Source organism: Chelativorans composti (assembly GCF_039541695.1).
Lineage (GTDB): Bacteria > Pseudomonadota > Alphaproteobacteria > Rhizobiales > Rhizobiaceae > Chelativorans > Chelativorans composti.
Map to the genome: position 1 here is coordinate 60,764 of NZ_BAABGS010000020.1, position 22,958 is coordinate 83,721.

19 protein-coding genes are annotated in these 22,958 nt (G+C 63.3%); 3 read left to right on the forward strand and 16 right to left on the reverse strand.

Annotated features, from left to right (window positions below; genetic code table 11):
* Positions 1 to 158: 158 nt before the first annotated feature.
* Positions 159 to 545, reverse strand: a complete 387-nt coding sequence (locus tag ABD906_RS07730; RefSeq protein ID WP_345098926.1) for a fimbrial protein — start codon at positions 543 to 545, stop codon at positions 159 to 161.
* Between the two features lie 27 nt (positions 546 to 572).
* On the opposite strand from ABD906_RS07730, the gene ABD906_RS07735 reads away from it, so the two are divergent.
* Together ABD906_RS07735 and rpoH are read left to right on the forward strand one after the other, a co-directional pair.
* Positions 573 to 1,598 carry an RluA family pseudouridine synthase gene (locus tag ABD906_RS07735; protein WP_345098927.1) on the forward strand — a complete coding sequence of 342 codons (1,026 nt, stop codon included), beginning with the start codon at positions 573 to 575 and terminating at the stop codon, positions 1,596 to 1,598.
* 172 nt (positions 1,599 to 1,770) lie between these two features.
* The gene (gene rpoH / locus ABD906_RS07740) at positions 1,771 to 2,685 is read left to right on the forward strand and encodes an RNA polymerase sigma factor RpoH (RefSeq protein ID WP_345098928.1); all 915 of its coding nucleotides are present in this window, start codon (positions 1,771 to 1,773) and stop codon (positions 2,683 to 2,685) included.
* A gap of 202 nt (positions 2,686 to 2,887) precedes the next feature.
* Here rpoH and ABD906_RS07745 read toward each other — a convergent pair whose 3' ends face one another.
* Positions 2,888 to 4,684 carry a hypothetical protein gene (locus ABD906_RS07745; protein ID WP_345098929.1) on the reverse strand — a complete coding sequence of 599 codons (1,797 nt, stop codon included), beginning with the start codon at positions 4,682 to 4,684 and terminating at the stop codon, positions 2,888 to 2,890.
* A 119-nt stretch (positions 4,685 to 4,803) separates the two neighbouring features.
* Positions 4,804 to 6,102, reverse strand: coding sequence for an adenylosuccinate synthase (locus tag ABD906_RS07750; RefSeq protein WP_345098930.1), 1,299 nt, complete (start codon positions 6,100 to 6,102; stop codon positions 4,804 to 4,806).
* Positions 6,103 to 6,370: 268 nt separating this feature from the next.
* Between ABD906_RS07750 and ABD906_RS07755 the strand changes: the two genes are divergently transcribed.
* Positions 6,371 to 7,270 carry a DMT family transporter gene (locus ABD906_RS07755; protein ID WP_345098931.1) on the forward strand — a complete coding sequence of 300 codons (900 nt, stop codon included), beginning with the start codon at positions 6,371 to 6,373 and terminating at the stop codon, positions 7,268 to 7,270.
* 125 nt (positions 7,271 to 7,395) lie between these two features.
* Here the strand turns inward: ABD906_RS07755 and serA are convergent, their stop codons facing one another.
* The 13 genes from serA to tolQ form a co-directional block, all read right to left on the reverse strand.
* A complete protein-coding gene (gene serA, locus ABD906_RS07760; protein ID WP_345098932.1) occupies positions 7,396 to 8,994 on the reverse strand; it encodes a phosphoglycerate dehydrogenase in 1,599 nt (532 codons plus the stop codon).
* A gap of 110 nt (positions 8,995 to 9,104) precedes the next feature.
* Complete coding sequence (locus ABD906_RS07765; protein WP_345098933.1) at positions 9,105 to 10,277, reverse strand: phosphoserine transaminase; 1,173 nt, start codon at positions 10,275 to 10,277, stop codon at positions 9,105 to 9,107.
* A gap of 160 nt (positions 10,278 to 10,437) precedes the next feature.
* On the reverse strand, positions 10,438 to 11,229 hold the full coding sequence (locus ABD906_RS07770) for an outer membrane protein (RefSeq protein WP_345098934.1): 792 nt from the start codon (positions 11,227 to 11,229) through the stop codon (positions 10,438 to 10,440).
* Positions 11,230 to 11,452: 223 nt separating this feature from the next.
* A complete protein-coding gene (locus tag ABD906_RS07775; RefSeq protein WP_378188416.1) occupies positions 11,453 to 12,301 on the reverse strand; it encodes an outer membrane protein in 849 nt (282 codons plus the stop codon).
* Positions 12,302 to 12,617: 316 nt separating this feature from the next.
* Positions 12,618 to 13,970 (reverse strand): phosphoglucosamine mutase, encoded by a 1,353-nt coding sequence (gene glmM, locus ABD906_RS07780; RefSeq protein ID WP_345098936.1) that lies wholly within the window; start codon positions 13,968 to 13,970, stop codon positions 12,618 to 12,620.
* A gap of 172 nt (positions 13,971 to 14,142) precedes the next feature.
* Positions 14,143 to 16,080: an ATP-dependent zinc metalloprotease FtsH gene (gene ftsH, locus ABD906_RS07785; protein WP_345098937.1), complete on the reverse strand. Its 1,938-nt coding sequence runs from the start codon at positions 16,078 to 16,080 to the stop codon at positions 14,143 to 14,145.
* A gap of 118 nt (positions 16,081 to 16,198) precedes the next feature.
* Positions 16,199 to 17,527, reverse strand: coding sequence for a tRNA lysidine(34) synthetase TilS (gene tilS / locus ABD906_RS07790; protein WP_345098938.1), 1,329 nt, complete (start codon positions 17,525 to 17,527; stop codon positions 16,199 to 16,201).
* Positions 17,521 to 18,441 carry a tol-pal system protein YbgF gene (ybgF, locus tag ABD906_RS07795; RefSeq protein ID WP_345098939.1) on the reverse strand — a complete coding sequence of 307 codons (921 nt, stop codon included), beginning with the start codon at positions 18,439 to 18,441 and terminating at the stop codon, positions 17,521 to 17,523. Before ybgF ends, tilS begins: the two co-directional genes overlap by 7 nt.
* Positions 18,442 to 18,585: 144 nt before the next feature.
* Positions 18,586 to 19,119, reverse strand: a complete 534-nt coding sequence (gene pal / locus ABD906_RS07800) for a peptidoglycan-associated lipoprotein Pal (RefSeq protein WP_345098940.1) — start codon at positions 19,117 to 19,119, stop codon at positions 18,586 to 18,588.
* Positions 19,120 to 19,308: 189 nt separating this feature from the next.
* The gene (gene tolB, locus ABD906_RS07805) at positions 19,309 to 20,586 is read right to left on the reverse strand and encodes a Tol-Pal system beta propeller repeat protein TolB (RefSeq protein ID WP_345099069.1); all 1,278 of its coding nucleotides are present in this window, start codon (positions 20,584 to 20,586) and stop codon (positions 19,309 to 19,311) included.
* Positions 20,587 to 20,646: 60 nt separating this feature from the next.
* Positions 20,647 to 21,711 carry a hypothetical protein gene (locus ABD906_RS07810; RefSeq protein ID WP_345098941.1) on the reverse strand — a complete coding sequence of 355 codons (1,065 nt, stop codon included), beginning with the start codon at positions 21,709 to 21,711 and terminating at the stop codon, positions 20,647 to 20,649.
* Between the two features lie 5 nt (positions 21,712 to 21,716).
* Positions 21,717 to 22,172 carry a protein TolR gene (gene tolR, locus ABD906_RS07815; RefSeq protein ID WP_345098942.1) on the reverse strand — a complete coding sequence of 152 codons (456 nt, stop codon included), beginning with the start codon at positions 22,170 to 22,172 and terminating at the stop codon, positions 21,717 to 21,719.
* A complete protein-coding gene (tolQ, locus tag ABD906_RS07820) occupies positions 22,172 to 22,909 on the reverse strand; it encodes a protein TolQ (protein ID WP_345098943.1) in 738 nt (245 codons plus the stop codon). Before tolQ ends, tolR begins: the two co-directional genes overlap by 1 nt.
* Between the last annotated feature and the right edge of the window lie 49 nt (positions 22,910 to 22,958).

Consider the following 22,958-nt stretch of genomic DNA (forward strand, 5'->3'; position numbering starts at 1 on the left):
GGCCATATAGACGGCCATCGCGCGGAATGCAACACCCTAATTGGTCATTCTGCAATAACGGGAAACAAATTTGTGGATGACCGCCGCAAATCCGCGACATGCACGCGAGCCGCGGCCAAAATGCCGCAGCCTCGGAACGATCGGAAACGGAAAACCGCTTATTCGCCCTGCCAGCCGATCTCGAACGTGCCGATGACGCGGCGTTCGCTCAGGTCGTAGAGGAGGATCGACTGACCGCCGCCGGCGCGGCGGATATGAAGCGAAATGCGGTTGCCATCCAGCGACTGGGACACCACTTCAGATCCCGGCGGGAGCAGGATGCTGCCGGACACCGATTCGGCGGACGGGGGCGATTGCTCGGCCCTCGGCGTAGGCGCGGGACCGAAGGACTTGTAGACAAGCGCGATCATGACCGCCATAAGCGCAAAGAAAAGGATGCCGAGGTTGATGAACATGAATCGCAACAGCTTGCGACGCACGTTCTCCGCCGCCGGATCCAGTGTCTTTTCTTCTTCCTCGAGATGGTCTGGGGTATCCCCGGTCATGGCTGTCCTGTCGCGGAAAGGTTCCTGATGCACGCCTCTGATAACGAAGAGATGGTTGAATGGAAAGTGCTGCAGGCAGATGCGGCCGCGCACGGCAGCCGGCTCGACCAGTGGCTTGCTTCCGCGCTCGCGCCCGAACTCTCCCGCAACCGAATCCAGGCTCTCGTCCGTGAAGGTGCCGTGACACTCAACGACAGGCTGGTGACGGAGCCCAAGCAGAAGGTTTCGGAAGGCGACGTCTGCCGAATCGTCATGCCCGAACCGGAACCGCCGGAGCCGCAGCCGGAGGATATCCCCCTCGACATTCTCTACGAGGATGACAGCCTGATCGTCATCAACAAGCCGGTGGGCCTCGTGGTCCATCCCGGTCCAGGCAACTGGACGGGAACCATGGTCAACGCGCTGATCCACCATTGCGGCGATTCGCTGTCCGGAATCGGCGGTGTGCGGCGGCCGGGAATCGTGCACCGGCTCGACCGCGACACGAGCGGCGTTCTGGTGGCCGCCAAGACTGACCAGGCCCACCGCGCGCTGGCGGAAGCCTTTGCCGACCATGGGCGCGACGGCGATCTGGAGCGGGCCTACATGGCGCTGGTGTGGGGCGCGCCGAGCCGCAATTCCGGCGTTATCGAGACCTATCTCGGGCGCTCCAATCAGGATCGGACGCTGCGCGCCGTCGTGCCGGCGGGCCGCCCCGACGCGCGCCATGCGATAACCCACTATACGGTCCTGGAACGGTACGGCGATCCGAACGAGCCGATTGCCTCGCTTGTCGAATGCCGACTGGAGACGGGCCGCACGCACCAGATCCGCGTGCACATGGCGCATATCGGACATCCGGTGATCGGCGACCAGGCCTACGGCAAGGGTTTCCGGACCAAGGTGAACCGGCTGCCGGAAGAGCTCCGCGCGGAGGTTGCCGCCTTCTCCCGGCAGGCGCTGCATGCATGGCTCCTCGCCTTCCGCCATCCGGTCACCGGCGAGATGATGGAGTTCGAGGCTGAGCCACCGGAAGACATGGCGCGCATCATGGACTTGTTTTCGCGGCTCTGAGTCCCTATCTGCCTGTTGTAGCCATTCCAATCCGCATGCGCGCGGACGATTCCGCTCGCCTCGCTTTTATTTTCGCCGCAATCTTCCTATATATGGGGAACGTGGAGCGCCCAAAGTGCGGCCACGTGTTTGCCCGCCACTTCAGGGGGCACAAGTATAAGGAGGGTGCTTGATGGCCCAGACATTACCGAGCATTGTTTCAGGCGAAGGCGGACTGGCTCGCTATCTCGAAGAAATCCGCCGTTTTCCCATGCTTCAGCCTGAGGAAGAATACATGCTCGCGAAGCGTTACCGCGAGCACGGGGACACTGAAGCAGCCCACAAGCTTGTAACCAGCCATCTGCGGCTCGTAGCCAAGATCGCCATGGGCTATCGCGGTTATGGACTGCCTATCGGGGAAATCATTTCCGAAGGCAACGTCGGCCTGATGCAGGCCGTGAAGAAGTTCGAGCCTGAGCGGGGCTTCCGCCTGGCGACCTACGCGATGTGGTGGATCCGCGCGGCGATCCAGGAGTACATCCTGCGATCGTGGAGCCTGGTCAAGATGGGCACCACCGCCAACCAGAAGCGCCTGTTCTTCAATCTGCGGAAGACCAAGAGCAAGATCCAGGCTCTGGGAGAAGGCGACCTCACGCCCGATCAGGTCAAGGAAATCGCCGACCGCCTGCATGTGAGCGAGGAAGAGGTCATTTCCATGAACCGCCGCCTCTCCGGCGACGCCTCGCTCAACGCGCCCATCCGCGCGAGCGAGGGCGATTCCGGCGAGTGGCAGGACTGGCTCGTCGACGAACACGAGAACCAGGAAGAGATGCTCATCGAGCAGGACGAGCTGGAGCAGCGCCGGCAGATGCTGGACGAGGCTCTGGAAGTCCTCAATGACCGCGAGCGCCGCATCTTCGAGGCGCGCCGGCTCTCGGAGGAGCCGATGACGCTTGAGGAACTGTCGAGCGAATTCGATATCAGCCGCGAGCGCGTCCGCCAGATCGAAGTGCGAGCCTTCGAGAAAGTTCAGGAGGCGATCAAGGCTTCCGCCAAGAAGCAGGCCGAAAAGCTGGCCGCACAGCGGGAAGCCCTGCCTGCCGCGTGAGGCGGGTTCGGACTGCGGAACAAGGAATCGAAAAGGCCGCGCTCGCGCGGCCTTTTTCGTTGTCCGGATTTCAGGGCCGTCCAGGGACTCTCCCCTCACACCGTGCCAGGCAAAGAATGAGGCGGGCCGGGCGGGCATTGTCCCCTCATGCTTCGAGGCTCCGACAAGCTCAGCATGAGGGAGGAGCGGCAGCGCGTGGCGGCTAGCCGCTCGTCGCCTGTTTCCAGGCTGCCAACGCCTCGCTGAAAATCTTACCGCCCGGCGCGCCCTTCTCCAGGGTGATCAGCGCCCGGCGGCCGGACGTGTAGACGATCGGAATGTCGATCCACTCCATGCGGTCGAGCAGGAGATTGTTCGCTTCCATGTCCGCCTTGTTGTCGCTCAACGCGACGAGGAAGAAGCCATCCGCGATCTTGGCGGGAATACCCAGAAGACGGTTACCCGCCTCCTGTTCCGTGCGCTTGAGCGAGATGCTGGCCACGTTACCAACGGCCCCGCCGGGGAAGTCATCTGGCGTCAGGAAAATCAGCTCGGCGATATAGCTCGCCGGAAGCGACTGGTCGATGTTGCGCCGGATGGACATCTTGAGGCTCAGGCGCTTGGCGGGAATGGTCGCTTCGGCATAGATCACCGGTTCCGGTGGCAAACCAGTTCCCGGGGATTCTTCCTGGATGCTCCAGACCACCGTGCCATCGCTGGCCGAGGCCTGTTCCTGAACCGTGCGCTCCTCATAGAAGATCGCCTTCTGGCCGATCGCAACCGCCGCCTCGTCTCGGGGCTGGTTGTCCGAGGCACCCGGCTGCGTCGCCGCCGTTTCGGTGGAGGCCGCAATGGACGTCCCCTCGCCCACGCTGGGCGAGCCGCCCGCCGGCCCCTCGTCGACCTCCGTGCCATCCGGCAGCAGGCGCTGCGTCAGCTTGCGAACCGGCTGCTGGGCGGCCACGGTCTGGTTCTGCCCGGCACCGGAGGTGTTCTCTTCGGGCTCCTCGGCAGGCGCTTCCGCCACATCCGTCGGCGTGTCATCCTCTTCACCGGACAGGCCACCGGTCAGGCTGGCGACCTGCTGCGCCAGATCGTCGCGATAGACCCAGCCCGCGGCACCTGCCGCGGCAAGCGCGATCAGGATGCCGGCCGCGATGAGCGGTCGCTTGAGCGATCGCTTCGCTTCACGTCGGTCTCGCAGCTCACGAAGCGCCGGACGCTCCTCGAACAGGTCGTGTTCGGGGCCCGTCGAAAGGCTGCCTTCGGTTGCGGGAGCGGCGTGATCCGGATCACCGCTCGGGTCGACGTCCCGCTTCGCTTCAGGCTCTGCCCGGGCATCATGCTCCGCTTCCGGCGCGGCCGGTTCTGGATAGTCGAAGGGCCCGGCTTCGACAGCCGGTTCCGCAGCAGCCTCGGGCCAGTCCGTTTCCGCCCCATGGGAGGAGGCTTCCTCCACCTGCCGGGGTGCGTCAGGCCCGCCCTGTTCAGTCTCGGCAACCGGCGCCTCATCGGAGTCGGTGGAAACAGGTTCATCGGTCGCGGCAACAGGCTCCTCCTCAGCCGGTGCGGCAAGAGCCGATGACTCGTCCTCAGAACTTGCGAAAGTGTCAGGCTCTGCCTCCTGAACCGGTTCCGGTTCCACGGTCCGGTCCGATGCAACATCGGCGGCGGAATACGGGGGAACGACAGGCGTCGGCGCAATCGCAGGCGAAGGCTTCCAGGCGGCGGTGGACGGGCTCTTCGACAGCGCTTCAAGTTCCTTCAGGATGTCGTCCAGATCATCCTTCGGCTTGTCGGCAATGACAGGCACAGCGAACTCGGCCTCGACGGCGGTGATCGCGTCCTCCAGCATCCGGAGCTGCTTTTCGATCAGATGCGCGGGCGGCGGAGGATTGATGGCCTTTAGCTTGGCGTCGATGGTGGAACGAGCCTTCTGATAGATCTTCGCACGCGCTTCCGGCGTGTTTTCCTTCAGCGCGGCTATGGTCTTCCGCAGAACCGCAGCAAAATCTGCCATGCCTGTCTTTCCGTTCCTACCCAGTCACTCCCGAACGCTTCATACATGAAATTGTGGTGACTCTAAAGCAAGACGGCGCGGCAAAGCCGCCACGCCATCCGTGAGAATGCTATGCTCCGTCAATCCCGGAAAGGATCCGTCACCAAAATTGCATCCTCGCGCTCGGGGCTTGTCGAGAGAATCGCGACCGGGGCACCGATCAACTCTTCGATATGTCGCACGTATTTGACAGCCTGCGCCGGCAGGTCGTTCCAGCTACGCGCCCCTTTCGTGGTTTCCTTCCAGCCCTCGAAGCTTTCGTAGATCGGCTCGAGACGGGCCTGCACGCCCTGGCTGGCCGGAAGATAGTCGATCACCTTTCCGTCAAGACGGTAGCCGGTACAAACCTTGATTTCGTCCAGTCCGTCGAGAACGTCGAGCTTGGTCAGAGCAATGCCGCTGATGCCGTTGGCGATCACCGCCTGGCGAACGAGCACCGCATCGAACCAGCCGCAACGGCGCTTGCGGCCGGTGACGGTGCCGAACTCATGGCCGCGGGTACCGAGGAAGTCGCCGATCTCGCCGGTCTGCTCCGTCGGGAACGGGCCCTCGCCCACGCGGGTCGTGTAGGCCTTGGTGATGCCAAGCACGTAGTCGATGGCGTGCGGTCCCAGGCCCGAACCCGGAGCAGCCTGACCCGCAACGGTATTGGACGAGGTCACGAACGGGTAAGTGCCATGGTCGATGTCGAGCATGGTGCCCTGCGCACCCTCGAACAGGATGCGCTTGCCGGCACGGCGGGCCTCCTCAAGGATTGCGCCGACGCGGTCAACGAAGGGCAGAACCTTTTCGGCAACGGAGGTGAGTTCTTCCAGAATGGTCTCATGGGTCACTTCCGGATGGCCAAGGCCACGGCGCAGTGCGTTGTGGTGGGTCAGCAGCCGGTCGATCTTCGCCGGAAGCGTGGCGGGATCGGCCAGGTCCATGACGCGGATGGCGCGGCGGCCCACCTTGTCTTCATAGGCCGGGCCAATGCCGCGGCGGGTGGTGCCAATCTTCGTGCCGGTAGCGGATGCGGCATCCTCACGGAAACCATCCAGCTCACGGTGCAGCGACAGAATGAGCGGCGTGTTTTCGGCCACTTTCAGGTTTTCAGGCGTGACGCTGACGCCCTGCTCGGCCAGACGCGCGATTTCCGCGACAAACGCGTGCGGATCGAAGACCACGCCGTTGCCGATGATCGATAGCTTGCCAGGCCGCACCACCCCGGAAGGCAGCAGCGAAAGCTTGTAGCTTACTCCATCGATAACGAGCGTGTGGCCCGCGTTGTGACCGCCCTGAAACCGCACGACAATGTCCGCGCGCTCAGAGAGCCAGTCAACAATCTTGCCCTTACCTTCATCGCCCCACTGGGATCCGACGACTACGACGTTTGCCATTCCTGCTTCCTTCCGCGAGCCAGCCCGCGCCAGCCCCTGATCGAAACCAAGGGTTCTATAGCGCCAAGATTGTCATGACGCGACCCTTCTTTCACTCTGGCAGCCAACTTGACCAAGTTGTCGCTGCGGGCTGTCGATAACAGAGGAAGATGACGGGAACAATTCTCAATAAGTTGCCCTGAACCGTATTTGAGTAATAAAGTCGGCGCCACGCCCAAACGGTCCCCGGGCATCCTTTCCTTCATCCAGTCAACACGCGCTCGTTTCCATGCACAAGACCGCCTATGTACTCCTTATCCTGACCACGCTGTTCTGGGGCGGCAATGCAGTCGCTGGCAAAATGGCCATAGGACACGTCTCTCCCTTCGCGCTGAACTTTCTGCGCTGGGTCGTCATGCTGCTCCTCATCCTGCCCGTGGGACTGCCTCACGTAAAACGCGACTGGCCGGTCATACGCAAGAACCTGGCGCTCATCATGTTCCTGGGCGCGGTCGGGTTCACCGGCTTCGCCGCCATCATGTACAAGGCGCTCGAGTATACCTCAGCGGTCAACGTCTCCATCGAGCAGGCGGCGATCCCCATGCTCATCATCGGGCTGAACTATTTCCTGTTCCGGCTCACCGCCACATGGCTGCAGATCGTGGGTTTCACCATTTCCCTGATCGGCGTTTGTCTCACGGCGACGCATGGCGACCTATCCCGCCTGGCACAGCTCGACCTCAACATCGGTGACGCCATGATGGTGATCGCACTGTTCTGCTACGCCACCTACACGGCGTGTCTGCGGCTCAAGCCGCGCATGCACTGGCTCAGCACGGCGGTGGTCTTTGCCTTCGCGGGACTTTGCGCCGCGACACCGTTCCTTCTGTGGGAGTACGCGCAGGGCGAGTTCTTCGTGCCGGATGCAACGGGCTGGACCATCGTGCTTTACGCCGCCGTCTTTCCGTCGGGCCTGGCACAGGTGTTCTTCATCCGCGGCACCGAGTTGATCGGCGGCAACCGGGCCGGCCTGTTCGTCAACCTGGTCCCGGTCTTCGGCACGTTGCTGTCCGTCCTCATCCTGGGAGAAGCCCTGCAGGGTTACCACATTCTGGCGCTTGTCCTCGTCCTGACCGGCATCGGCATGGCCGAATGGAGCGGGTTGCGCGCAGCGGCCCGGCAAGCCTGATCGGGCTGGCCACCGCTTCGCCTTCTCCACCTTCTCAACCGAACCTTTCCCAAAAAGAAATGCCGCGAAGCCCAACCTTCGCGGCATTTCTCCCATTCCCGTGGGGTTGGGTCAGGGAAGCGTGATCAGGCGCTGACGTCGAAGCGCAGCGGCTTGGCCGAAATGATCTTGCCCGTCGCAAGAACCTCGTCGATGAAGGCCTGCGGAACGGCCTCGTCGAGGTACAGGAGGGCGATAGCGTTGCCGCCCGGGCGGTCACGACCAAGCTGGAAGTTTGCAATGTTGATGTTGTGCTTGGCGCAGATCGTGCCGAGCAGGCCGATGATGCCGGGCGTGTCGGCGTTGGTGGTGTAGAGCATGTGCTCACCCACTTCCGCGTCCAGGTTGATGCCCTTGATCTGGATGAAGCGCGGCTTGCCATCGGAGAAGCAGGTGCCGGCGATCGAGCGGGTCTTGGACTTGGTCTTCACCGTCAGCTTGATGTAGCCGTCGAAAACGCCCGACTTGTCGCGCTTGACCTCCGACACGATGATGCCGCGCTCCTTCACCATGACGGGAGCGGACACCATGTTGACGTCCGAAACCTGCGGGCGGATGAGGCCGGCGAGAGCGGCGCTCACGAGCGCGCGGGTGTTCATGGTCGCGGTCGAGCCGTCGAACAGGATCTCGATCTCCTCGATCGGCTCGTCGTTGATCTGACCGACAAAGGCGCCCAGGACCTCAGCCAGCTTGACGAAAGGCTTCAGACGCGGAGCCTCCTCGGCGGTGATCGACGGCATGTTGATCGCGTTGGTCACCGCGCCCTTGGTCAGGTAGTCCGACATCTGCTCGGCGATCTGCAGGGCGACGTTCTCCTGCGCTTCCGTGGTGGACGCGCCGAGGTGCGGGGTGCAGACCACGTTCGGCAGGCCAAAGAAGCCGCTGTTGGTGGCAGGCTCCTCGGCGAACACGTCGATGCCGGCGCCGGCAACCTTGCCGGACTTCAGCGCCTCAACCAGATCCGCCTCGACGATCAGCTCGCCGCGGGCGCAGTTGATGATGCGCACGCCATCCTTCATCTTGGCGATGGTCTGGGCGTTGATGATGTGGCGGGTCTTGTCCGTCAGCGGCGTGTGCAGTGTGATGAAGTCCGAACGGGCCAGGAGCTCGTCAAGCTCGACCTTTTCCACGCCCAGCTCCTCGGCGCGCTCCTCCGAGAGGAACGGATCGTAGGCGACGACCTTCATCTTCAGGCCGATGCCGCGGGTGGCAACGATCGAGCCGATGTTGCCGCAGCCGATGATGCCGAGAGTCTTGCCGGTGACCTCCACGCCCATGAAGCGGTTCTTCTCCCACTTGCCGGCATGGGTGGAGGCATTGGCTTCCGGAATCTGGCGGGCAACCGCAAAGAGCAGCGCGATGGCGTGCTCCGCCGTGGTGATCGAGTTGCCGAAGGGCGTGTTCATGACAATGATACCGCGGCGGGAGGCGGCCGGGATATCAACGTTGTCGACGCCGATGCCGGCGCGTCCGACGACCTTCAGGTTGGTCGCCGCCTGGATGAGCTTTTCCGTCACCTTGGTTGCGGAGCGGATGGCGAGGCCGTCATACTGGCCGATGACCGACAGGAGCTTCTTCTTGTCCTTGCCAAGGCTCGGCTCATAATCGACTTCGATGCCGTTCTTGCGGAAGATCTCGACGGCGGTGGGAGACAAGGCGTCGGAAACGAGAACGCGAGGTGCCATGTGGGGGCTCCTTCTGGGCATCGTGCTGTCAAGCCACGATGCAGTTGCACAATGATTTCAGCTTGTCCGGAAGGCTGCGCCAGTGCGCGCAGCCTTGTGTAATCGGGCGCTCAGGCGGCCTGCAGCGAGGCCTTCTGCTGCTGGAATGCCCACTCGATCCAAGGCATCAGGGCCTTGAGGTCAGCCTTTTCGACGGTCGCGCCGGTCCAGATGCGCAGGCCCGACGGGGCGTCGCGGTATGCGCCGATGTCGTAGGCAACCTTTTCCTTCTCGAGGCGGGAGACGATGCCCTTGGCGAAAGCCGCCTGGCCATCGGCGTCCAGCTTGAGAACGTCCTTATCAACGATGCGCAGGCACACGGACGTATTGGAGCGGGTCGCCGGATCCTCGGCCAGGTGGGCAATCCACGGCGTAGCCTCGACGAAGGCGTCGATGACGGCGGCGTTCTCGTCCGCGCGCTTGATCAGCGCGTCCAGACCGCCGATCGACTTCGCCCACTCCAGCGCGTCGAGATAGTCCTCGACGCAGAGCATGGACGGGGTGTTGATCGTCTCGCCCTTGAAGATGCCCTCGATGAGCTTGCCGCCCTTGGTGAGGCGGAAGATCTTCGGCAGGGGCCAGGCGGGCGTGTAGGACTCGAGTCGGGCGACGGCGCGCGGGGAAAGGATCAGCATGCCATGGCCACCCTCGCCGCCGAGCACCTTCTGCCACGAGAAGGTCACCACGTCGAGCTTGGAGAAGTCGAGCCGCTGCGCAAAGGCCGCGGAAGTGGCATCGCAGATCGTCAGACCCTTGCGGTCAGCCGGGATGAAATCAGCATTGGGAACGCGCACGCCCGAGGTGGTGCCGTTCCAGGTGAAGACGACGTCGCGGTCGAAATCGACCTGAGAGAGGTCGGGGAGCTTGCCGTAATCGGCCTCGAAGCGACGGACATCGGGCAGCTTGAGCTGCTTCACGACATCGGTGACCCAGCCGGAGCCGAAGGACTCCCAGGCGAGCATGTCGACGCCGCGCTCACCCAGGAGCGACCACAGCGCCATCTCGACGGCGCCCGTGTCGGACGCGGGAACAATACCGATGCGGTAATCTGCAGGAACCTGAAGAACTTCACGCGTGAGTTCAATGGCGCGGGCAAGCTTTTCCTTGCCGATCTTGGCGCGATGCGAACGGCCAACGGCCGCGTCTTTCAGCGCATCGAGCGTCCAACCAGGGCGCTTGGAGCAGGGACCAGAGGAAAAATGGGGATTTGCCGGACGCACGGCCGGCGCAGCGAGCGTAGTCATGTTGAACCTATCCTTCCAGATAGCACGCTCCTCGTTGGGGAGGAGTGGCCCGCCGCTGCCAATATCGGATGCTTGCCCCCGACGCAACAACAAAGTTTCGTGATAAACCTGTTAAACGACACAACCGACCGTTAGCAGGCACCGGAAGCTTCACTTGTTATCAGAAGAAAAACCGCAGGCCGACGCGGATTTCGTGGGCCTCCAGGTCGTCGTAACGACCCTGAACGCCCCATGCCCCGGCGGACGAATTTGTCGCATCCCAGCCGTACATCCTGCCACCGTCGACGTGCAGGTAGCGATAGCCAATGTCCAGCTTCAGGTCCTTCCGGAGGTCATATGCGACGCCTGCCATGAGCGCGTAGGTGAAGCGCCAGCCGGAGGATCCTGCATGCGATTCGGCCGAGCTGCCGGCGCAGCCGGTGTCGCCGCACAGGTTGCGGCTCTTCACACCATCCCATGTCGCGTGGGTGTAGCCCGCGCCCGCACCGACATACGGGGTGAAACCCATAATCGTGCCAAGGTCGACGTAACCATTGGCGAGGGCGGAGTAGCCGGTCAGGTCAGCCGTAACCTGGCGCACACAATCCCCTGGGAATGACGAATCACAGTCTCCCCTGCCCTCGAAGGCAGCAGCGATCCGGCTCACCGTCACGTCAGCACGTAACATGTCCGTGAAGGCATAACCCAGGCCGAGCCCGACGTTCACGCGGCCGGACAGGTTCGCCGAGCCGCCATGGGTGGCATACCGGCCGCCGTCGAAGGTCCGATAGGCATAGCCCCCGATTCCCATGTCGGCGCCGTAGCCAATATCGCCACGGACGTACCAGCCGGTGGCAATTTCGACCGGATCAAGCTGCGGGACAGTGTCCAGGGACAGATCAAAGTCTTCATCGGCCGCATGGGCTTGCGACCAGAACACCACACCTGCCACTGCGGCAATCAAACCAGACATACGACGACAACGCATCCGCAGACTCCAAGGCGCGGACGCTTACCAACCCTCGTCCGCCAACCCCTGCACTCTCCGCGATCTGCGTTAATTCATGGTTAAGGATAACAATTTCTTACCATCACCCGAACCGAGAGGAACAACACGGAAGCAGCCCTGAACGAAAACGCCGCCAGCGGGGGCCGGCGGCGTGCGAAAACCGTATACGTGACAGGACAATGCTACGTCAGGGCTTGTAAACCGCAGGCTCGTAGCTGACCTGCTCGAAGGCCGGCTGCTGTTGCGGAGCGCAGTGCAGCGACGGCCCGCTGAAGGAATAGCGCAGGCCGGCCCGCGCTTCATGCACGTTGAAGCCCCTGTCGTAGCCGGGGCCGGCAAGATCGGCGTAGCCGAACATCCTGCCGCCATGGATGTGCGTGAATCGGTAGCCCGCATCCAGCTCCAGCGAATCAGTCAGGCAGACCGACGCACCCGCCATCAGCGCCCAGGCAAAGCGCCAGCCCTTGCCGCCCCGGTGGCGGAACGAGCCGGTGTCGATATCGTTGATCAGGTCACTCCACCGCACATAGGACCCGCCGATACCAGCGCCGACGTAGGGCGTAACCCCGTTGTAGGTGCCCAGATCGACATAGGCATTGGCGAGCAGCAGGAGCGCCTTGTACGACGAGCGGTCGTCGGAAACGCACGGCTGGCCGCCGCATTCGCCTGACGTCGAGCCGCGGAACGACGACTTGAACCAGTAGTCGAACGTCAGATCCGTGCGGAGATGGCGGTTTATCTGGTAACCTAGGCCACCACCCAGCGACCAGGCGCTGTCGAACTTGCCCCAGGTGAACCCGTTCGTGCCGGGTTCCACCTGATCGGTGCCGTATGTGATGTACGTGGCCCCGCGGAACTTGGTCCAGTGATGATTGATATCACCACGCAGGTACCATCCGCCGCTTTCCGCCTCGGATTGAATTGAGATCGGGACCGACGGCGGCGGATCATAAGGAGCCGGCATGTCTGCCGACCACGCAACCGTTGCCAACCCCAGCGATGCAACTACAGAAACAAGGGTAACTTTCCCAAGCATGTCCGTTTCCTCACAGGGGCATGCCGAACCACCCAGCGCCCCACCCTGGCTGAATATGGTTAATGCTCGGGCAAAAAGGTTAAGTCTGGATTAACCGTAACATAAACAGTAACGCGACCGCTCGAATGGTAGTATTTCCGGACCGTTCACAAGCGTCGCGCAGGCGTGTCGCCTGAACGGACCATCGGGGCACAAGGCACCATGCAGCTTGCCCGCGCAGGCAAGCGGCAGCCAGAACAAGGTAGCCAAAACAAAACGGCGGGGAGACCCCGCCGTCATGCCACATCAGGATGAAAGCTGATGATGGCGGTTGCCGTCAGGCGACGTTCCGTGTCTCGCCCAGCGCGTCCACGATCTGGTCCACGACCTCGTTCACGAGATCCAGATCGTCGCCTTCCGCCATAACACGGATCAGCGGCTCGGTTCCGGACGGGCGGATGACGAGCCGGCCATTCTTGCCAAGCTTCTCCTCGGCGGACGCGATCGCCGCCTTCACGTTGGAACGCTCCAGCGGCTTGCCCCCGGAGTAGCGGACATTCTTCAGCACCTGCGGCACCGGCTCGAACTTGCGGCATACCTCGCTCGCGGGCTTGTTCTGGCGCTTGAGGCAGGCCAGCACCTGCAGAGCCGTCACCAGACCGTCGCCCGAGGTCGAGAAATCCGACAGGATCACGTGGCCCGACTGCTCGCCACCCACGTTGAAGCCGTGATTGCGCATGTGCTCGACGACGTAGCGGTCGCCCACCTTGGTGCGGTGAAGCGCCAGGCCGCGTCCGTTGAGGAAGCGCTCGAGCCCAAGGTTGGACATAACGGTCGCAACGATGCCGTCGCCGACCAGGCGGCCGTCCTCATGCCAGGATTCCGCGATCAGGGCCATGATCTGGTCACCGTCGATGATCGTGCCGTTCTCGTCGACGAGCACGACACGGTCCGCGTCGCCGTCCAGCGCGATACCCAGGTCGGCGCGAACCTCGTGAACCTTCTTCACCAAGCTGACCGGATTGGTCGAACCGCAGTCGGCGTTGATGTTGAAACCGTTCGGCTCCACGTGGATCGGAACGACCTCGGCGCCAAGCTCCCACAGGGCCGAGGGTGCGACCTTGTAGGCGGCGCCGTTGGCGCAGTCGACCACGATCCGCAGACCCGAAAGCGAAAGGTCCTTCGGCAGAGTGCGCTTGGCAAATTCGATGTAGCGGTCGTGCACACCGTCGATGCGCTTGGCCCGGCCGAGGCTCGAGGAATCGGCCAGCGAAAGCTCGATCGACGGATCGAGCATCGCCTCGATCTTCGCTTCGATCTCGTCGGACAGCTTATAGCCGTCCGGGCCAAAAAGCTTGATGCCGTTGTCATGGAACGGATTGTGCGAGGCCGAGATCATGACGCCGAAATCGGCCCGAAGCGAACGCGCCAGCATGGCCACCGCAGGGGTCGGGATCGGGCCGAGCAGGAAGACGTCCACGCCGGCGGCACAAAAGCCGGACACCAGGGCGTTTTCGATCATGTAGCCGGACAGGCGCGTGTCCTTGCCGATAACCACACGATGCCGATGACTGCCATTCTGGAAAGCCAGCCCCGCCGCCATGCCCACGCGCATGGCAATTTCGGGTGTCATCGGGAAGCGGTTCGCACGTCCGCGAATTCCGTCGGTTCCAAAGTATTTCCTAGACATATGTTCAGTCGTCTGCAGTCGTTGAAGTTATCGTACAAGGACGCGTGCCCAGAACCGCCCAAACCGCGCATCCATTAACCTAGAACAATTATGCGCGAATTTGTAACCAGTTTCTATAAGTTCAGGGCGAGCGCACAACAAGCGCCCGCCCATCTCTTTGCATTACGGCAGTTTATCCCTGCGGTTGTGGCTCGAGACCTGCTTCGGGTTCCTCGCCACCCTTCTTGTCTTCCTTGCGGGCGCCGGTCTTCGGCACCGCCGATCCACGGCTGGGCGGCGCGTCATCGCCGGTATTACGCATCGGCTTCTCGCCGCGCATGATGGCCCGGATCTCGTCGCCGGTCAGCGTCTCGTACTCGAGGAGGCCCTCTGCAACGGCGACCCAGCCGTCGCGGTGTTCAGTGAGGATCTCGCGCGCCTTCTCGTTCGCCTCGTCGATCAGGCGGCGAACCTCCGCGTCGATCTTCTGCTGCGTCTCCTCAGACAGGTTCTGGGTGCGGGTCACCGAATGGCCCAGGAAGACCTCTTCCTGGTTGTCGCCATAGGCAACCTGGCCCAACTTGTCGGAGAAGCCCCAGCGCGTGACCATGGCGCGGGCAAGCTTGGTGGCCTGCTCGATGTCGGACGCAGCGCCGGAGGTGATGTTCTCCTTGCCGAACTTCAGTTCCTCGGCCACGCGGCCGGCCATCATGATGGCCAGGCGGGAGACCATCCACTTGTAGCTCATGGAGTAGCGGTCGCCTTCAGGCAGCTGCATCACCATGCCAAGCGCACGGCCGCGCGGAATGATGGTTGCCTTGTGGACCGGATCGGCCGCCGGCACATGCAGGGCGACCACGGCGTGGCCAGCCTCGTGATAGGCCGTCAGCATCTTCTCTTCCGGCGTCATGGCGGTGGAGCGGCGCTCCGCACCCATCATGACCTTGTCCTTGGCGTCCTCGAACTCCTGCATGGTCACGAGGCGCTTGTTGCGGCGCGCCGCCATGAGGGCAGCCTCGTTGACAAGGTTGGCCAGGTCGGCGCCCGAGAAGCCGGGGGTACCGCGGGCCAGAACCTTGAGGTCGACGTTCGGCGCCAGGGGCACGTTGCGGACGTGAACCTTGAGGATCTGCTCTCGGCCGGTGACGTCCGGGTTCGGAACGACAACCTGGCGGTCGAAGCGGCCGGGACGCAGAAGCGCAGGGTCCAGAACATCCGGACGGTTGGTGGCGGCAATGAGGATGATGCCCTCGTTGGCCTCGAAGCCGTCCATCTCGACCAGAAGCTGGTTCAGGGTCTGCTCGCGCTCGTCATTGCCACCGCCGAGGCCTGCGCCACGGTGACGGCCGACAGCGTCGATCTCGTCAATGAAGATGATGCAGGGCGCATTCTTCTTGGCCTGCTCGAACATGTCGCGGACACGGGACGCACCCACGCCGACGAACATCTCAACGAAGTCAGAACCGGAAATGGTGAAGAACGGAACGTTGGCCTCGCCCGCCACGGCACGGGCCAGCAGCGTCTTGCCGGTTCCGGGAGGACCGACGAGCAGGACGCCGCGCGGAATCTTGCCGCCCAGGCGCTGAAACTTCTGCGGATCGCGCAGGAACTCGACGATCTCTTCCAGGTCCTGCTTGGCCTCATCAACGCCAGCAACGTCCTGGAAGGTCACGCGGCCATGCGCCTCGGTGAGCAGCTTCGCCTTCGACTTGCCGAATCCCATCGCGCGTCCGGATCCGGACTGCATCTGGCGCATGAAGAAGATCCACACGCCAAGGATCAGGATCATCGGCAGCCACGAGATGAAGTAGCCGAGGAGCGAGCCCGAGCCGTCCGTCTCCGGACGCGCAACGATCGTAACCTTCTTTTCCTCCAGGCGTTGAACCAGAGAGGCATCGCCGGGAGAGTAAGTCTGGAAGCCCGCCCTGTTGTCCGAATAGGTGCCGGTAATGCGGTTGCCCGCAATCGTCACGCTTTCAATCCGGCCATCCGACAGGTCCTGAAGAAACTGCGAATACGCGATCTCGTGCGACGCACCACGCTGCTGAGGCGTATCAAACAGCTGGTAAAGCGCGATCAGCAGAACCGCGATCATCGCCCAGAGGGCGAAATTACGATAGTTAGGATTCATATGCGTTCCGTGTATGCACCAAGACGGGCCTCTCGCTCGAGCCTAACATAGGTACCCATCGCAACATTGCCAAGCTACCCGGGCGGCGAAAACCTGATTCAAGAGAGATATGGTTATCTCAACCTTGTTTATGGCAGAGCCATGGCTTTGCGGGCAAAATTTCACCGCCGATGGCCGATGAAAGAGCAGCCGCCAGGTCATAGTCAAATGACGGAACGAGAGTGGCCCACGGCCCAATGACCCGCTGCAGGCAAACGCCATCCAACGACGGCAAAGCCTCCCCATTCCGCTCAAGAACGGGCTCGGCCGCCAGCGCGGCGCGCACCAGCCCTGTGGGAAGCGCTCCGTCGGGAAGATCCGTTTCCGGCAGGCGTTCCCTGCCCCGCGGCGCAATGGCGACACCGTGATCCGCCGGGAGGCCGTGCACCCGCACCCGGAAGCGATTGTCCCAAAGGGCTCCGTTTTCCGCGCTTTGGCGCGGCAGGTTTCTGCCTTCGCGGCAGAGATAGATGCGATCCCGCTGCCGGGCCGCGATGGCGCGCGACAGCGTCGCGCGGCCAGGCTCCTCCAGGAGCTGCACAAGCATTGCCGACGCGCGGCTCTCATCGGGAAGCTGCGATGCGCCACCGGCGCAAGCAAGAAGGAGGCGGAAGGCATAGACCTGGACGTCGCGCGGCGCGGCCCTCATCGCGGAGACCGGGAATGACAGCAGACCCGGCGCGCTCAGGCGCAAGTACTCCTGGAACCAGGCCGCGACCTCACGGCCAAGCGCTTCGCGGCGTTCGGCCGCATCGCGGGCCACGGCGAGCAGACGGGCAATCTCTTCTTCGGAAAGGGCCTGGCGAACGCGCGCGCGCTCGTAACGGGGGTTGGTATTGGAGGGATCCTCGATCCAGCGGACATTCCGTTCCGCAAGAAAGCTGCGCAGGTCCGCGCGCCGCGCGCCGAGCAGCGGGCGGAGGAACCAGACGCGGTTCTCGTAAAGGGTTGCCGGAGCGATCCCGGCCAGACCCCGGCCGCCGCCGCGCGCCATGCGCATGGCAACCGTCTCCACCTGGTCGTCGGCCGTGTGGGCAAGGAACACGATATCGGCGCCGGCATCGGTCGCGGCTTGCGCCAGAAGGCGCTGGCGGGCTTCCCGCGCCGCCTCGGAGATCCTGCTTGCGGGCTTGGGCCCGTCCCAGCGCATGACCCGGTGGGGAATGCCGAGGTTCGCGCAGAATGCGGCGACCTGGCGCGCTTCCTCTGCAGCCTCCGGACGCAGCCCGTGATCCACGGTCACCGCCAGAAGGCGAAGCGGAAGGTCGGGGCGCTGTCGGAGAAACGCATCCAGAAGGAGAAGGAGGGCGAGGGAGTCACCGCCTCCGGATACGGCCACCACCGCGGCGGTCCTGCCTGCCGGGTCGATGGCGGAAAACTCGGGAACGAAAGAGAAGCGGCCTAGCAACCGACAGATGCCTGCTCGCGTTTGACGCGCTCGCGCAGGGCATTCGAGATGTCCGTGTAGCGCGTGCCGATTTCATCAAAGGTGGCGCAGGCGATGTCCTTCTGCTTCATCGCAGCAAGGGACACACCGAGCTTGAACAGCATTTCCGGCGCCTTCGGAGAGTCGGGGTAGTCCTTGTTCGCCTTCAGGAAGATTTCTGCGGCTTCCTGGGGACGGCCCTGCTGCAGGATCGAGTCGCCGAGCCAGAAGCTTGCGTCGGCTGCCTGTTCGCCGGCCGGGAAACGGGCCAGGTAATCGCGAAATCCCGCCTCCGCCGTGCGGTAGTCGCCCGACATCAGAAAGTCGTAGGCGTTGCGGTAAGCCTCTTCCGGCGTGCTGGACTGCGGAAGAGCGGCCACGGCCGTGCCGTCACCGGGCGCAACGGCAGCCTCACCCGGGCGGACATTCACCACGTTGCCGTTCTGGTCCAGCACGATCTCGCCCAACGTGCGGGGCGGCTGGCCTGTGCCGGGAACAGCCTGCTGGGGTGCAACCCCAGCAACGCTTGTCGATTTGTCTGGAGTCGCGGCGGGAGCTTCAGACCGCTGGCCATTGTTGCCACTGCTCGCCCCACTTCCCCCGTTCTCCAGCTGCTGGAAGCGGAACTCGTTGTCTTCCTGCATCTTCCGCAGCTGATCCTCCATCTGCAGGATCAGGAAGTTAAGTTCCTCGACCTTGCCGTTCAGGCGGCGGACTTCCTCCTCAAGACCGGCAATTCGCGGATCCGCCATCTGCGCCAGCACCACAGGGGCCCGCGAAGATGCGCCGCTTCCTTTCATCAGGGCCGAATGAGGGCCGGCCTCTGCCCATCCGGCCATTCCCAGCAGGGCGACTGCCAGAGTGGCCAGGCGGCTTACATGGATTCGCAACAGCATTCCTTTCTCATCATCCCAAAGAGCTTGAGACGGCAGCCTTGCCGTCGCGTCGGTTTTTAGCAGGCAACGCGACTTCGGCCAAATTTTGATTGCTGCAAACAAAAGGGCGGCCCATGAGCCGCCCTGCCCGCCACGCCGTGGCAATTACATGTTTGCGCCGCCACCCAGAACGGTGACCGCACGGCGGTTCTGCGACCAGCAGGAGATGTCGTCGCAGACGGCAACCGGACGCTCCTTGCCGTAGGAAATCGTGCGGATCCGGTTTGCGGCCACGCCCTGCGAGATCAGGAAATCACGCGTCGCGGCGGCACGGCGCGCGCCGAGAGCCAGGTTATACTCGCGGGTGCCGCGCTCGTCGGCATGGCCTTCGATGGTGATCTGATAGTTGGGGTAACGCTGCAGCCACTGGGCCTGACGGATCAGGGTCGCCTGCGCGTCCGCACGGATCACCGAGGAATCGGTGTCAAAGAAGATGCGGTCACCGACGCTGACGGTGAACTCCTGCGGAGAACCGGGCGCGGCTGAACCGAGCGCTCCTCCGGCTCCATAGCCACCGGCACCGATGCCAAGGTCTGCGGCACTATTCGGAACGGACTTGGATCGACAACCAGCAACCGCCAGGGCAGCGACAATAGCGATGGCTACCGGATTTCTTGTAATGGCTGCGATACGGCGCATGCCGTCACTCCTTCAGATTCGAGTGGTTCAATCATGGATGGTTAACCATGAACACCGTTAACAAGCCTTCAACAGCTCGACTAACAGGCATTCCTGCCGCCGCGGCGATGGCCCAATCCGACAACGCGGCGATGGCTCAATCCGACAACTTGCAGGCTTAGCGTCAAATTGGGCCGAAAGGCGGCAAAATTATTTCAAAAGTGGCGACCACGCCGGGTCCGACGCGAAATTCGGTGTCGGGATGCGCTGCTCGTTACGGCCCGTCAGGTCAATCGTGTAGAGCTGCGGCCCGCCCGCCCCCGGGGTCTGACGGAAGAAGGCGATGACGCGTCCGTTGGGCGACCAGGTCGGACCTTCCTGCAGATAGCCGGAGGTGAGGATGCGCTCGCCCGAGCCGTCCGTCCGCATCACGCCGATGTGGAACGAACCGCCGCTCTGCTTGGTGAAGGCGATGAGATCGCCGCGCGGCGACCAGACGGGGGTCGAGTAAATGCCGTCGCCGAACGAGATGCGGCGCTGGTTGGAGCCGTCCGCGTTCATGACATAGATCTGCGCGCGGCCACCACGGTCGGAGGTGAAGACGATCTGGCTGCCGTCAGGCGAATAGGACGGGGACGTGTCGATCGCGTTGGTGTTGGTCAGGCGCGTGGTCGCCCGGGTGCGCACGTCCATGGTGAAGATGTTGGAATTGCCGTCCTGACGCAGCAGGCTCATGATGATCTTGTCGCCGGTGGGCGAGAAGCGAGGCGCAAAGGTCATGCCTGGGAAGTTGCCCACCAGCTCGCGCTGGCCGGTCTCGAGCTGCAGCAGGTAGACCTGCGGCTCGCCACCCTCATAAGACATGTAGGTGATTTCCTGACGCTCCGGCGAGAAGCGGGGCGTCATCACGATGGCGCGGCCATCGGACAGGTAGCGGAGATTGGCGCCATCCTGATCCATGATGGCAAGACGCTTCACGCGCTTCTGCGCGGGACCGGACTCGTCGACGAAGACGATGCGCGAGTCGAAATAGCCGGATTCGCCGGTGAAGGCCTTGTAGATCGTGTCGGCAATGATATGGGCGATACGACGCCAGTTCTCGTCGTTGGCGAAGAACTGCTCACCCACCAGCTGCTGGCCGGCGAAAGTGTCCCAAAGGCGAAACTCCGTACGCAGACGACCGTCCGGCTCCCTCGTCACGCGGCCCGTCACCACGCCCTGGGCGTTCAGCACCTTCCAGTCCTCGAAGCGCGGCGCGGCGTCGGGGTTGGAGATCTTCTCGATGAAGGCCGCCTTGTCTATCGGCGCGAACAGGCCGGAGCGGCGCAGGTCGGCGGCAATCACGCCCGCGATCTCCGCACCACGGGAATCGGCGGAGATGAAGTCCGTGATGGCGATCGGAACCGGCTCGACCACGCCCCGATTGATGTCGATCTCAACCAGGGCCCGAGCCGGGGTGAGTGTCAGTGCGAAAGTACCAAAGGCCATACAGAGGGTGGCCAGGCTTGCTTTCAGGAATTTCTGCATAAGCTCTTGCCTCTCAAGAGATCAGAACATGTCGGACGGATCGAAATGGACGATGACATCGGCCCAGGCGTCGTACTTCTCGGCCGGCAGGTTGTAGGGACCGCAGCGCAGGATGGCGCGGCGCGCTGAATCGATCGCTGCCCGTTCGACCGGCGAGCTGCCGCCGCCGGAAATCACCTGCGGATTGCCTTCCACCGTGCCGTCAGGCGCAAGCTTGAACTGAAGGGAGAACTTCAGATTCTGCGCATCCTGAGCGCCTGCCGGAATGATCCAGCACTTCTGGATCTGGGCACGCAGGCCGTCCAGCTCGCTCTGACTCAGCTTCTGGCCGGGGTTGGCGCGGGTGTTGCCGAGGGCCGCCTGGTCGGTGGAGCGCTTCGCGCCGCCACCGGACGACTGCTCCTTGTTCAAAAGGGCAGCAACTTCGTCCAGCACATCCTTCTTCTGGGTCTCGGTGCGCTGGGCGGTCTTAAGCTGCTCCTTCGCCGGCTTCTCGACCGGCTTCGGCTTTTCCTCCGCGACCTTCTGAGGCTGCTGGGGCCTCGGCCGCGACTGCGGGACCGGCGCGCTGCGCGGCAGCTCCAGGCTCTCAGCGGCGGACTTCTCGGCCTGCTCCGCCGGGGCTTCCGGCACGGCATCCTTCGGCGGCTCCGGCTTTTCCGCGGGCTTGGGCGCAGGTTCGGGCGCGGGCTTCGGAGCCGGAGGCTCCACCTTCGCCTGTTCCACCGGCTTCTCGACGGGTTTCGGCGCGGGCTCGGGCGCGGGAGCAGGCTCTTCCGCCTTCTGGACCGGCTTCGGCTTGGGCGTGGGTGTCGGCGGGACATTGGTGTCCACGTCCGCGTCGCCCACCTTCTGCGCTTCGGGAACGGTCTCCGGACGCTGCGTGGGAACCGGCGCCGGCTTGTCAGCCACCGGTGCCTGCTTGTCGCCCAGGGCAGCCTGCGGGATTTCCTCGAACGGAACGATCTCGACCGGCAGCGACTCCACGTCCGCCACCTCGAACGGCTTCGGTGCCGAAAGCGACACGACGCCCAAGCCGATCAGCACCGCATGCAATGTTACAGACGTGGCAAGGCCAGCCTTCATGGCAACTAGCCGTCCTGTTCCTGAAGCGTCACCAGACCGAGATTGCGGAAACCGGCAGCCGAGATGCGGGCCATCACGCGCATGACCGTGCCGTAATCGGCGGACTTGTCGCCACGCACGTAGATGCGCTCGTCATAGCCCGTCTGGGCGATCGCCTGCAGCTTCGGAACCACCTCGTCGAGCGGAATTTCAGTTTCCTGGATGAATATCTGGCCAGCGGCGTTGACCGAAACGGTGATCGGTTGCGTATCGGAGTTCAGCGCCTTGGCCTGGGTTTCAGGCAGATCGATCGGCACGCCCACGGTCAGAAGCGGCGCGGCGACCATGAAGATGATCAGCAGCACCAGCATCACGTCGACAAGCGGGGTGACGTTGATCTCAGAGACAAGAGCCTTGCGGCCCCTGCGCCGGCGCCCGCCCCTGCCTCCACCCGATGGTCCGCCAGCTACGGCCATACCCATTACGCATACTCCTCGGCTCGCTGTTGCCGCGTCGGAGACGACAGTCTCTCATCGATCTGGCGCGAGAGGATGGCAGAAAACTCGTCGGCGAAGCCTTCCATACGGGAGGCGATCGCGTTCGCGTCCGAGGAAAGCTTGTTGTAGGCGATGACCGCCGGGATGGCGGCGATGAGGCCGATGGCCGTCGCAAGCAGGGCTTCGGCAATGCCCGGCGCGACAACCGCGAGGTTGGTCGACTTGGAACCGGCAATCGACTGGAACGAGGTCATGATGCCGACGACGGTGCCGAACAGACCGATGAAGGGACCGGCGGAACCGACGGAGGCGAGGAAGCCGAGACGGCCTTCCAGCCGCTCCACCTCACGGGTGAGCGCCAGGTCCATCGCCTTGTCGATGCGCATCTGCAGCCCCAGCGGGGAACGAGCGCCCTTCTCGAAGGACTTCTTCCATTCGCGCATGGCAGCAACAAAGATCGCGCCCATGCCCGTCGTCTTGCGTTCGGAAAGGGACCGGTACAGTTCCTCGAGCGATTGACCCGACCAGAAAACCTGCTCGAAACGGTCGAGCGAAGCGCGCATGCGCGCGTAGGAAATCCACTTGTCGATGATGATCGCCCAGGACCAGATCGACGCCCCCAGAAGACCAAGCATCACCAGCTTTACAACCCAGCCGGCCTGCCAGAAGAGCGCCCAGATGGACAAGTCACCGCCCGGCGCGGAGAGCGCAACACTTTCCATGGATAATCATCCTCGTAATTCTAGGGCAGCATCCAGTGCAGTCTTTTCC